This window comes from Sphingomonas degradans (genome assembly GCF_053502645.1).
This window is the reverse complement of sequence record NZ_CP177172.1, coordinates 3735526-3747792: the sequence shown is the minus strand read 5'-3', so window position 1 is coordinate 3747792 and position 12267 is coordinate 3735526. Positions and strand designations below refer to the sequence as shown.

Annotated in this window: 10 protein-coding genes; 5 read left to right on the top strand and 5 right to left on the bottom strand. The window is 68.6% G+C overall.

From position 1 onward, the window contains the following. Positions 1–2: 2 nt before the first annotated feature. Together ppc and ACG3SL_RS17230 are read right to left on the bottom strand one after the other, a co-directional pair. Positions 3–2678, bottom strand: coding sequence for a phosphoenolpyruvate carboxylase (gene ppc / locus ACG3SL_RS17235; RefSeq protein ID WP_448662392.1), 2676 nt, complete (start codon positions 2676–2678; stop codon positions 3–5). Positions 2679–2767: 89 nt separating this feature from the next. Continuing rightward, entirely contained in the window at positions 2768–3094 is a 327-nt protein-coding gene (locus ACG3SL_RS17230) for a hypothetical protein (RefSeq protein WP_448662391.1), read from the bottom strand. A 159-nt stretch (positions 3095–3253) separates the two neighbouring features. On the opposite strand from ACG3SL_RS17230, the gene glpX reads away from it, so the two are divergent. The 3 genes from glpX to ACG3SL_RS17215 are packed head-to-tail and all read left to right on the top strand — an operon-like array spanning position 3254 to position 6844. Beyond that, positions 3254–4219, top strand: a complete 966-nt coding sequence (glpX, locus tag ACG3SL_RS17225; protein WP_448662390.1) for a class II fructose-bisphosphatase — start codon at positions 3254–3256, stop codon at positions 4217–4219. After that, a complete protein-coding gene (locus ACG3SL_RS17220) occupies positions 4219–4941 on the top strand; it encodes a CPBP family intramembrane glutamic endopeptidase (RefSeq protein ID WP_448662389.1) in 723 nt (240 codons plus the stop codon). Before glpX ends, ACG3SL_RS17220 begins: the two co-directional genes overlap by 1 nt. Positions 4942–4999: 58 nt before the next feature. Next, positions 5000–6844 (top strand): CocE/NonD family hydrolase, encoded by a 1845-nt coding sequence (locus ACG3SL_RS17215; RefSeq protein WP_448662388.1) that lies wholly within the window; start codon positions 5000–5002, stop codon positions 6842–6844. 24 nt (positions 6845–6868) lie between these two features. Here ACG3SL_RS17215 and dapF read toward each other — a convergent pair whose 3' ends face one another. Continuing rightward, positions 6869–7810 (bottom strand): diaminopimelate epimerase, encoded by a 942-nt coding sequence (gene dapF / locus ACG3SL_RS17210; RefSeq protein ID WP_448662387.1) that lies wholly within the window; start codon positions 7808–7810, stop codon positions 6869–6871. 37 nt (positions 7811–7847) lie between these two features. After that, positions 7848–8519 (bottom strand): glutathione S-transferase family protein, encoded by a 672-nt coding sequence (locus ACG3SL_RS17205; protein WP_448662386.1) that lies wholly within the window; start codon positions 8517–8519, stop codon positions 7848–7850. Between the two features lie 102 nt (positions 8520–8621). Between ACG3SL_RS17205 and ACG3SL_RS17200 the strand changes: the two genes are divergently transcribed. Further along, on the top strand, positions 8622–11129 hold the full coding sequence (locus ACG3SL_RS17200) for a DUF2339 domain-containing protein (protein ID WP_448662385.1): 2508 nt from the start codon (positions 8622–8624) through the stop codon (positions 11127–11129). Here ACG3SL_RS17200 and ACG3SL_RS17195 read toward each other — a convergent pair. Next, a complete protein-coding gene (locus ACG3SL_RS17195; RefSeq protein WP_448662384.1) occupies positions 11085–11552 on the bottom strand; it encodes a DUF6456 domain-containing protein in 468 nt (155 codons plus the stop codon). The two genes, ACG3SL_RS17200 and ACG3SL_RS17195, sit on opposite strands and share 45 nt — an antisense overlap. An 88-nt stretch (positions 11553–11640) precedes the next feature. On the opposite strand from ACG3SL_RS17195, the gene ACG3SL_RS17190 reads away from it, so the two are divergent. Next, on the top strand, positions 11641–12204 hold the full coding sequence (locus ACG3SL_RS17190) for a helix-turn-helix domain-containing protein (RefSeq protein ID WP_448662383.1): 564 nt from the start codon (positions 11641–11643) through the stop codon (positions 12202–12204). Positions 12205–12267 lie beyond the last annotated feature (63 nt).

The window sequence follows — 12267 nt, the reverse complement described above, 5'->3', positions numbered from 1 at the left end:
TCTCAGCCGCTGTTGCGCAGCGCAGTAGCGATCGCGTTGATCGACAACAGGATGCCCTCGCCGATGCGCGCATCGTCCTCGCCCGCGCGGTGGCGCTTGAGCAGCTCGATCTGGAGCAGGTTGAGCGGCTCGATATAGGGCAGGCGCAGGCGGATCGAGTTTTCGAGCGCCGGATGCTTTTCCAGCAGGCGGGTCTGGCGCGTGACGGTGAGCAGCCCGTCATGCGTCGCCTGCCAGCCATCGCGGATGCGCCCGAACACCGAATCGCGCAGGGCCGCGTCCTCGACCAGCGCGGCATAGGTCTGGGCGATGGCCATGTCCGACTTGGCCAGCACCATTTCCATATTGGCCAGCGCCGAGGCGAAGAACGGCCAGCCCGCCGCCATCTCTCGCAGCAGCCCCTTGTCCTCGAACGCATTGATCGCCGCGCCCACGCCGTACCAGCCCGGTAGCATCACCCGCGCCTGTGCCCAGCTGAACACCCAGGGGATCGCGCGCAGATCCTCGATCGCGTCCGATTTCTTGCGGCTGGCCGGGCGCGAGCCGATCTTGAGCCCCGCGATCTCGGCAATCGGCGTTGCCTGGCGGAAGAAGGTCCGGAAGCCCTCGGTCTCGTATACCAGCCCGCGATAGGCGCGGAACGCGGTGTCGGAGAGCGTGTCCATCGCGGCGGCAAAGCGCGCGGCGTCGGCGGGAGCGAGCTTTTCCGGCTCGAGGCTGGCGATCAGCGTGGCGGATGCCATCGCTTCCAGATTGGTCATCGCGCTTTCGCGGGTGCCATATTTGGCGGCGATGACTTCGCCCTGCTCGGTGATGCGGATGCGGCCCTGCACGGTGCCGCGCGGCTGCGCCAGTATCGCCGCGAACGACGATCCGCCGCCGCGCCCCACCGCGCCCCCGCGCCCGTGGAACAGCTGCATCGCGATACTGGCCTTTTCGAACACCGGCTTGAGCGCAGTCGAGCCGCGCGACAATTGCCAGGTGGAGGTGAGATAGCCCCCGTCCTTGTTCGAATCGGAATAGCCGATCATCACTTCCTGATGCCCGCGCGCGGCGGCGATGGCCGCGACTTCGGGCAGCGCCAGCCAGCTTTCCATGATCGCGGGGGCGCTCTCCAGATCGCCGATCGTCTCGAACAGCGGGATCGCCATGATGTCGGCGCGCGGCGTCTCGCCCGGGACGTACAGCCCGGCTTCCTTGAGCAGGACATGGACTTCGAGCAGGTCGGACACCGACTGCGCCATCGATACGATGTAATGGGTGATGCACTGCGGCCCGTAGCGGCCATGCGCCTCCGCCGCCGCCTTGACGATCGCCAGCTCGGAGGCGGTTTCCTCCGAATAGGCGGCATAGGGGCTGGTGAGCAGGCGCGGGCTTTCCAGCTCGCGGCGCAGCAGCGCGATCCGGGCATCCTCGTCCAGCGCAAGATAGTCGTCGACCACGCCCGCCGCCTTGAGCAGTTCGGCGACGACGCGCTCGTGCACGGCGCTGTTCTGGCGCATGTCGAGCGTTGCGAGGTGGAAGCCGAAGGTCTCCACCGCGCGGATCAGCCGCCCCAGCGCGCCGCCGGTGGCGAGCGGGCCGCCGGCGCCTTCCTCCGCCAGCCCGCGCGCGATCGCCGCCAGCTCGTCGCGGAACTCGCCGGGCGTCGCATAGGGCGCGCCCGAAATCGGCGCGGGACGCGGTGCGGGCTTGCCGGTCAGCGCCTCGTGCGTGGCCGAAAGCCGGGCGTAGATGCCCGACAGCGCCCGGCGATAGGGCTCGTCGGCGCGGCTCTTGGCATTGTCGTGGCTCGATTCGGCGAGCTTGAGCACGGCGTCGCTGATCGCGGTGTGCTCGGTCGAGATCGACAGCTCTGCGCCGAGCGCGTGGACCGACTCCAGATAATAGGCGAGCACGGTCTCCGCCGCGCGGGCCAGCGCCAGCCGCATCGATTCGGCAGTGACGAAGGGATTGCCGTCGCGGTCGCCGCCGATCCAGCTGCCGGCGCGCAGGAAGCTGGGCCCCCGTTCGCCCAGTGCCCGGTCCCAGCGGGCATAGAGCGCGGGCAGTACCGGCAGGAACACGTCGCGCAGATAGGACAGCGCCGTCTCGACCTCGTCCGCCACGCCCAGCTTTTCGCGGCGCAGGACGCGCGTCTGCCACAGCAGGGCGATCTGGCGGAGGATGGCCTCTTCCACCCGATCGCCGTCCTCGGTTTCCTCGACTCCCATGTCCTTCAGCGCCATCAGTTCGGCGATGCGGTTCTTGTGGTCGATCATCGACTTGCGGCGGACTTCGGTGGGGTGCGCGGTCAGCACCGGCACGATCAGCGCATGGTCGAGCAGCGCCATCACTTCGGCATGGCCGATGCCCTGTGCCTCCAGCCGGGCGAGCGCGCTGGCGACATCGGCCTCGCTCTCGGCTGCGACGCCCTGCCGGTCCTCGGCAAGGTTGGCGAGCATCGAGAACAGCATGAAGCCGCGCACGAAATCGAGCGTGTCGTCGAGCGAGAGCCGGTCGAGCCCCGAATCGATCGTGCTCGCCCCCGCAACGCCGCGATGGCGATCGACCGAGGTGGCGCGGATATATTCGATCCGCTTGAACAACGCCTCTCCGCCATAGGCGCGGATCACGTCGCCGAGCAGGCGACCCAGGAAGCGGATGTCGGGATTATTGGTGATTGCGAGACTGGCCATAGGCGCGGATTGCTGCACTGCCGAAGGCTTGCGGTCAATGAATCGTTCGTTTCAGGCGCCCGTATTGACCTTTCATTACGCGAGCGATCTCAGGGCGCCAGGGGCCGCTGTACCAAATGCGCACCGGTCGCATTGGCGGTCATCGTCACGCCGACTTTCCCGCAATGCACCAGAAAAGCCCCTTGCCCGCACGGCACGGGGTCGCCGTTCTGGAACAGCCGCGCGACGCGCACCTCGGCCGCCTCGCGCCCGGCGCCGCGCTCGACAAAGGGCACGCGGTAGCGATCGGCCTCGCGCAGCGCGCAGACGACGATTTCGTTCTCCGTGCTCTCCTTGCAGCGGACGTCTGCGCGCATCTTTTCGCGATAGGCGGCCATGGCCGCATCCGCCGTCACTTCCTGCGCGAGCAGCAACATCGCGAAGATCATCCTGGTCCCTCCTCAAGATGCCGAAGCTTCGCGCGAAGTTGTGGCAAAATTACGGGAGCATAACGATGCCGACAGCGTTAGCGGCCTCGACAGCGACGGTTCGGCCACCTATCGCGGCCGCAATCATTACGAGAGGGTTTCTCCAGCATGCAGACCGCCAGCCACGTCCTCGATCGTGTCCTCGTGCTCGAAATGGTGCGCGTCACCGAAGCCGCCGCCATTGCCGCCTCCACGCTGGTCGGTCGCGGCGACGAGAAGGCGGCCGATGCCGCGGCGGTCGAGGCGATGCGCGAGGCGCTGAACCAGCTGTACATGGACGGCACCGTGGTGATCGGCGAGGGCGAGCGCGACGAGGCGCCGATGCTGTTCATCGGCGAAAAGGTCGGCTCCGCGATCGGCAAGGGGCCCAAGATCGACATCGCGCTCGATCCGCTGGAGGGCACCACGATCACGGCGAAGGCCGGGCCGAACGCTTTGGCGGTGCTGGCGGTGGCGGAGCAGGGCGGGCTGCTCAACGCGCCCGACGTGTATATGGACAAGATCGCGGTCGGCCCCGGCTATCCCGAGGGCGTTATCGACCTGGCCAAGACGCCGACGGAGAATATCTGTGCCGTCGCGGCGGCTAAGGGCGTGGAGCCGCACGAAATCATCGTCTGCGTGCTGGATCGCCCGCGCCACGAGGCGCTGATCGCTGAACTCCGGGGCCTGGGCTGCGGGGTGATGCTGATCGGCGATGGCGACGTGGCCGGCGTGATCGCCACCACCGATCCGTCGACCACGATCGACGTCTATATGGGCTCCGGCGGCGCGCCCGAAGGCGTGTTGGCCTGTGCGGCGCTGCGCTGCGTCGGCGGGCAGTTCAAGGGGCGGCTGTTGTTCCGCAACGATGACGAGCGCGCACGCGCCCGCAAATGGGGCATCGAGGATCTCGACAAGATCTATGACCTGACCGAACTGGCCAAGGGCGACTGCATCTTTGCCGCGACCGGCGTGACCGACGGTTCGCTGCTCGCCGGCGTGAAGCGGCTGACGACCAAGATGACGACCGAGAGCGTGGTGATGCGCGCCAGCTCGGGCACGGTGCGCTGGGTGAAGGGCGAGCACCGCCTCTGATGCTGGTGCCGGCGCTGCTGCTGGCGGCGGCGGTGTTGGGGTGCGTGCGGCTGATGCGGCGCGACCGGGTGGCGTTCGCGCGCTTTCGGGTGATCGAGGACAGCGCCGCGCGCCGCCGGGTGCTGTGGCGCTGGCTGGCACAGGCGATGCTGCTGTTCCTGGCGATGCCGCTGGCCGGGCTGGCGCTGCTGGGGCAGATCGATGCCATTGCCACGCCGCCCATGGCCTTTGCCCCGCTGATCGCGCGGGTGCCCGCACTGCCGCCTTTGCCGCCCGCGATCCTGTGGAGCTATGCGGCGGCGCTTGCCGTCGGGGGCTTGGTGGGCGGGCTGATCGCCGCGCGGCGTCGCCGCAAGCCCGCCCCCGTCGAAGCGCTTGCGCCGCGCAACGGGCGCGAGGCGCTGGCCGTCGCAATGCTCGGCAGCCATGCGGCGGTGGCGGAGGAGCTGTTCTTCCGGCTGTATCTGCCATTCCTGTTGACGATGATCGGCCTGCCGCCGCTCGCCGGCTTCGCCGGCGCGCTTCTGCTGTTCGTCGCGATGCACCGCTATCAGGGCGCGCTGGGCATGGCGATGACCGGGCTGCTCGGCGCGCTCTTCGCCTTTGCCTATCTGGCAAGCGGCGGGCTGGCGCTGCCGATCGGGCTGCACCTGGCGATCAACCTGAACGCGCTGCTGCTGCGTCCTGCCGTCGCCGCATGGGCGCGGCGCGGGGGCGATTGACAGCGCGCGGGCGCCACCGTCTATTCCCGCCCCAACGGAGGGAAACCCAATGCGCAGCATGTTCCTATTTCTCGCGTCGGCGATGACCGCCGCGCTGCCGATGGCGGCGGCGAGTGCCCAGCCCGCAGGCGCGGCCGCACAGGCCGACGCATCGCCCTTCATCGTCGAGGAAGCGATGATCCCGATGCGCGACGGCGTGAAGCTCCACACCGTCATCCTGCGCCTTCGCGACCAGAAGGGGCCGCTGCCGATCCTGCTCCAGCGCACGCCCTATGGCGCCAGCAACCGTGCGCCGCGCACCGTGCCCGCGAGCTGGGCAGCGCTGGCGAAGGACGGCTATATCTTCGTCAGCCAGGACATGCGCGGCCGCTTCGGCTCGGAGGGGACAAAGTTCACGCTTTCGACCGAAGTGAAGACCGGCAAGGGCGCGACCGACGAGTCCACCGATGCCTATGACACGGTCGACTGGCTGGTGAAGAATGTGAAGCCCAACAACGGCAAGGTCGGGATGTGGGGCGTGTCGTATCCCGGTTTCGCCGCCGCCATCGCGCTGGCGCGCCCGCATCCGGCGCTGAAGGCCGTCAGCCCGCAGGCGGCGTGGATCGACTACTGGCTGAACGACGATCTCCATCGCTACGGCGCGATGCGGCTGACCTATGCGACCGACTGGGTCTCCAGCCTGCAAATGACCAAGGACAATTGGGATTTCCCGTACGACCGGTTCGACACCTATCAATGGTTCCTGCAGGCGGGCTCCCCGGCGGACATCGAGGCCAAGTATTTCAAGGGTGCGGTGCCGCGCTATCAGGAGATGATCGACCATCCCGATTACGACCAGCATTGGAAAAAGCAGCGCTGGTCCGACAGCCTGAAGCGCACCACCGTGCCGACGCTGAACGTCGCCGGCTATTGGGACCAGGAAGACCCGTGGGGCAGCTGGCAGATCTTCTTCAAGCAGAAGCAGGACGATCCCGACAATCTGGCGCTGATGGTGGCAGGCCCCTGGGCGCACGGGACCTGGCACAGCCCGGCCAACGCGTTGGGCCGCATTCCGTTCGGCGTGAACAGCGGCACCCAGTTCATGGAGCAGGTCGAGGCGCCGTTCTTCGCCTATTGGCTGCACGGCAAGGGCAGCAAGCCCGACTATGCGATGAAGAGCTTCCAGAGCGGATCGTGGCAGTGGAAGACGTACCAGCGCTATCCGCTGCCCGGTGCCAAGCCGACCGATCTGTACCTCCACACCAATGGCACACTCAGCTTCGACGCGCCCACGGGCGGCGCGCAGTGTCGCGACTATGTGAGCGATCCCGCCCGCCCGGTGCCGTTCCGCCCGCATCCGATGTCGGCCACCTATGCCACGCCCGACTGGCGCTGGTGGGAAGCGGAGGACCAGCGCTTCGTCGACGACCGGCCCGACGTGCTCAGCTATGTCAGCGCGCCGCTGACCGAGGATCTGACCATCACCGGCAATGTCGCGGCAAGGCTGATGGCATCGACCAGCGGCACCGACAGCGATTTCGTGGTCAAGCTGATCGACGTGTTCCCCGAGGATTATGAGGACGCGAAGCGCGATCCGGGCGCCTATGCGCGCTCGCTCAACGGCTATGAACTGCCGATCGCGATGGAAGTGCGGCGGGGGCGCTATCTCAAGAGCTTCGAGACGGCGACGCCGCTGGTGCCGAACCAGGTGGTGGCGTGGGACGTGCCGCTGCGCGACCACGATCATGTGTTCAAGAAGGGGCACCGGCTGATGGTGCAGGTCCAGTCGAGCTGGTTCCCGGTGATCGACCGCAACCCGCAGACCTTCGTGCCCAATGTCTACAAGGCCAAGCCGGGCGACTACGCCAAGGCGACGCAGAAGGTGTGCGCCGGGTCGGTGGTGACGCTGCCGGTCGTGCGCTGAAGCGCGGGTAAGGGTCGCCGCGCTTCAGCCGAGCGTGGCGACCATTGCGTCCCATGCGGCGATTTCGTCTTCGCGGCGGGCGTGGATCTGGGCGATGCCCGCGCGGCCCGCGTCCAGGTCGACTTCGACATCGGCCTCGTACAAGAAGGTCGCGTTGCCGCTGATCGTGACGACGCGATCGGCGCTGGCCGTGCCGCGCACCATCCCGCCCTTGTTGAACACGCGCACCTCTTGCCCCAGCGGCACGCGGCCGGTGAGCCCGGCGGACAGTACCGACGCCGCCATTGCGCTGCCGCAGCTGTCGGTCAGCCCGACGCCGCGCTCGAACGTGCGCACGAACAGGTCGCCGCCCCGCATCTCGACGAACGAGACATTGGCGCGGGCGGGGATCAGCGCCGGCCCCGATTCGCACCATTGGCCCAGCGCCACCAGTTCCGCCTCGTCGACCTGCTCGACAAAGGTCACGAGATGGGGGTTCGGCATCGCCACGGCAGTGAATGCCCGCGCGTTGGGCAACCCCGCGATCGGGGCGTCGATCACTTCGGGCGCCTCGACGTGCAATCCCACATCGGCGGGAGCGATCGACGCGGGGCCGACGATGGTCCGCACGGTATAGACCCCCGGCGCCAGATCGGGCTGGCGCGACACATCGGCGCTGCTGGTCTTGAGCCGCACCCGCGCGCTGTCGATTCCGAGCACTTCGAACCCGCGCCGCGCGACGCAGCGCAGGCCGTTCAGGCACGTCTCCGCCTCGGACCCGTCCGAATTGAACATCCGCATCCCGAACGCATGGTCCTCGTCGCCCGCAGTAAGCGCGAGCAGCCCGTCGCCGCCGACCGGCCCGTTACGGTCGGCCAATGCCCGCGCCAGTGCTGCCCATTGGGGCTCGCCCAGCGACAGCGCGCGTGCGTCGATCAGGGGGAAATCATTCCCCGAACCATGGCATTTGATGAAAGCGATCCGCATCGCGCCGCTTTAGGCGCGGGCGCGGCGCTTGGCCAGATCAGCCGTCCGCTTCGGCGAGCACCGGCCCGCCCATCGCATCGACGAAAGCCTGGTCCTTGACGAGGATCGCCGCGAAGCTGGGCCGGGCATGGATCGCGTCGACATAGGCTGCGCTGCGGGGATAGCGGGCTGGGTCGATCCGCGTGCCGATACATGCCAGCGTCGCGAACGGACCGGCGACGGCAAGGTCGGCGAGCGTGATGCGGTCCTCGACCAGAAAGCCGCTGTCGGGGATTACGCCTTCCAGATAGTCCAGGATCGGCGGGAGGAGTTTTGTCTCCGCATCATGGGCGGCAGCATGGTCGCACGGCATCTTGAGCACGCGGGGGCGCACGAAGCGATTGCCGAAGATCGCGCCGCCGGCCGCCATGACCAGCGTGTCGGACATTTCCTCGAACCAGATCGTCCGGGCGCGGGCGCGCGGCTCGGCGGGGATCAGGTTGGGCTCGGGGAACTTGGCTTCGAGATAATGGACGATCGCGCTTGAGTCCGAGATCAGGAAATCCTCGTCCTTGAACCCGGGCATTTTGCGGAACGGGCTCGCCGCTTCGAAATCGGGGTCGCCCCGGCCCATGCCGGCGGCCTTCAGTTCGATCTCCAGCCCCTTCTCCACGCCGAATGCCCAGCATTTCCGGACATAGGGCGAAAGGGTGGAACCATATAGAATCATGGGCTAAATCCTCTCTGCCATGCGCCACAAAACCCTACCAAGCGCACCCGCATTGCCCAGGCGACGCGACAGCGACCCCACGCTGTGCCAAGGAGAGAGGCAGTGAACAGCTTCACGATCCTTCTCGCCCTTGTGGGCGCCGCGGCCTTTTATGTGGTCCTGCGGCGCATCGCCGTTCTGGAACAGGAAGTGCGGCGCGTCGAGTCCCTGCTTGTCGAATCCGAAGATCGGGTACGGCGGCCCGCGCCGGCGGCGCCGGTGCCGGTGCTGGTGCCCGATATCGCCGCTCCCACGCCCGCCCCACAGCGGGTCACAGCCTCGGAGCGCCCGCCCGAAGAGCCTCCGCGCGTCCTTTGGGTGCGGCCGAATTTCGAATCGCTGGTTGGTGAAAGGCTGCCGATCTGGATCGGCGCCGCCGCGCTCGTTCTCGCCGGGTTCTTCCTGGTGCGCTATTCGATCGAATCCGGATTGCTGGGCCCTGTCACGCGCACCGTTCTGGCGGCCGGGTTCGGTGGTGCGCTTGTTGCCGCGAGCGAGGCGGCGCGGCGCCTGGCCGCCACGCGCGACGATCCCCGAATCGCCCAGGCGCTGGCAGGTGCAGGAATCGCCAGCCTGTACGGCACGCTCTATCTGGCGGCGGCACTCTACCATTTGATCGCGCCGTTGCCCGCCTTTGTCGCGATGCTCGGGATCACTGCGGCGGCACTGGCGCTGTCGCTGCGCCACGGGCCGCCAACGGCGGTCATGGCGCTGATCGGCGGTTTCGCCGCGCCGCTGGTCGCCGGGTTCGATGCGGCGGGGATCGGGCCGTTGCTTGCCTATCTCGCGCTGTTCGTTGCCGCGCTGTTCGGGCTGGCGATTCATCGCGGGTGGAACTGGCTGGTGCTTGCCGCGAGCGTCGTCGGATTCGGGTGGATCAATTTCCTGGCGGTCATGCTGAGCGGCCGCAGTGGAGAGCTGGGCGGCGTCGCAGCCTTTACGCTGCTGCTGGCGGCGGGCGCCACCGCTGCGATACCGGCCAGCGGGCTGCGCAACCAATGGCTGCGCATCGCGCCGCTGGTGGCGGGGTTTATCCAGCTGGTGGCGCTGGCCCCCGCGCTCGATTTCTCGGCGCTCGCCTGGAGCTTCTACCTGGTGCTGGCGGGTGCCGCGCTGTTCCTTGCCGCACGGGAGGCGTTGTATACGCCGGCGGCACTGGCCGCGCTCGCGCTGCTGCTGCTGCTCGAGGCGATCGCCTTGCTCCAGCCGGAGCACCGCGCGACGCCCATCGCCGCGCTGGTCGCGACGCTGCTGTTGGCGCTGCCCGGACATTGGCGCGCGCTCCGGGATCGGGACTGGGCGCTGCTAGCGATTGGCGGGACGGCCGGGCCGTTGCTCGTCGCCCATGGCTGTGCGCCGGCGCTGCTGGCTGATGCGGGATGGGGTGTGCTTGAGCTTGCCGCCGCTGCGGGCTGCGGGAGCATCGCGTGGCGGATGCGCGGGCAGCCCGAGCATCCGGCTTTGCTCGCCGGTACGGTGGTCGCAGGGTTCGCGGCGACGCTGGGGCTGGCGCAGTTCGTGCCCGGCGCATGGCTGGCGGTGCCGCTGTCGGCGGTGCTGGTCGCACTAGCCTATTGGGCGCGTGCGACTCAGGCGCCCCGGCTGTTTGCATTGCCCGTGTCGCCATTCGCGGCGGCACTGGTGGCGGCGGCGCTGCCGATACTGGGATTGGCGGACCTGATCTTCGCCTCGATCGCGGGCGATCCTCTGCCCTATGTGCGGCTGCCCGCGCTTGGCGATCTGTTCCGGACGCTGGCGTTGCCGGTAGCGGCGCTGTTGGCGACGCTGGTCGACCGCCGTGCGCTTGGGCCGCTGCGGCGGGGCGCCGGCACGGTCGCGATCGGCCTTGCGCTGATGCTCGCTTATGCGCTTGCCAAGCAGGGGCTGGCGATCGACACCGAGGCGCGGTTCCTGGCCTGGGGCTTTGTCGAGCGCGCGGTTATCACGCAGATGTGCCTGGGGGCGGGGTGGGTGCTGCTGCGCCGGAACCTCGCGCCGAGTCTGGGCGGCGTGCTGTTGATGCTCGGGCTGTGCCGATTCGTCTGGTTCGACCTGATCGTGCTCAACCCGGTGTTCCAGCCGCAAGCCGTCGGGGCACTCCCGCTGCTCAACGCCGCAGTCCTGCATGCGGCGCTGGTGGCGTTCTGGCTATGGACGCTGGCGCCTGCGCAGTGGTTTCGCAGCGGCGCGGCAGTGGCGACGCTGGTGGCGGTGCTCGCCGCAGTGCGACAGGCTGCGCACGGCACGATGCTGACCGGGCCGGTCACCACCGGCGAGAACGGCGGATATTCCGCAGTGCTGCTGGGGCTGGCGCTGTTCTGGCTGTGGCGCGGCATTGCCGCTGCGCGCCACGACCTGCGGCTGCTCGGGCTGGGCCTGCTGACGGCGGCGACGTTCAAGGTGTTCTTGATCGACGCCGCCGCGCTGGACGGTGCGCTGCGCATCCTTTCCTTCCTGGCGCTGGGACTGGCGCTGATCGGGATCGGTTGGGCCTATGGCCGGTTTCTGGGCAAGGGCGCTGCGCCGTCAGGGCAGCCGGTAATGGTCGGCGACGCGATCGAGCGCCAATAGCAGCACCAGCTTTCCCGCGCGGCTGGGCCAGCCCAGCGCGCGTTCCGCCGTGGCGAGCCCTTCGCCCGCGCACACGACGCGCCACAATATGTCGGCGAGGCCGGGGCCGGCACACCGGACCGCCGCGTCGAAGCGCCGCTTTGCATCGATCTGCGCCAGCGTGGCGTCGGGCGTTTCGGGCGGGCCCTTTCGCGCCTTGCCGCCTGCGCCGGGCTCCCAGCGCATCGTCACGCGCCGGCCGAGCGACGCCATCTCGTAGTCGCTGCGCAGCCGGTCCCCGGCCTCATATTGCCGCGCGTCGAGAAGCCCGCGCGCGCGCAGCCACGAAAGCGGCGATTCCGCCAGATTGACGGTGACGGAGCGCGGCGCGCGCTTCGTATCCTTGCCGATCGGGTCGAGCGTTCGTTCCACCAATTCGCGCATTGCCGTCTCCCATTTTCGAGTCGCGGCCACTCTTGCCATCGGGGCACATCTGTAGGACAGTGAAAAACCAAACCGGTTAGGAAGCGCCATGATAACCGCCATTCGGGAAGTGCGTCGCGCCAAGGGATTGACGCTGGAAGAGGTTGCCGCGCGCTGCGATCCGCCGACCACGGCGCAGACCATCGGTCGGCTGGAGACGGGGACGCGCACGGTGTCCGTCGGCTGGCTGAACCGGATCGCCGCTGCGCTGGAAGTCGATGCGGCCGATCTCGTCCGGCTGCCCGATCGCCCCGACATCCCGGTTGCGGCGATCCTGGACGGCGCCGGTGTGCAGGCGCCGCGCCGTGCCGCTGCGGTCGTCCCGCCGCATGCGCAACCGGCGATGGTCGCGGTGACCGTCAGCGGGGGGATCGGCGACTATCGCGCCGGTGACGAGATCTGGTGCGAGCGGCTGGCGCCGGACAGCTTCGGGCGGGCGCTCAATCGCGATGTGCTGGTGCCGCGACCGGCGGGACGTTTCCTGTTCGGCCGGTTGCTGGGGCGCGAGGGAGGCAAGCTGCACCTGCTGCCGCTTGGCGCCGGCGGCCGGCAGCAAGTGGTCGCGGACCCGCCCTGGATCGCGTCCGCCACGCGGCTGATACGCTTGCTGTGAACGCCGCGCGCCGCCGCTGGCAATAGGGAGCAGTACGCACTTGCCCCACCGAGCGGACGGGCG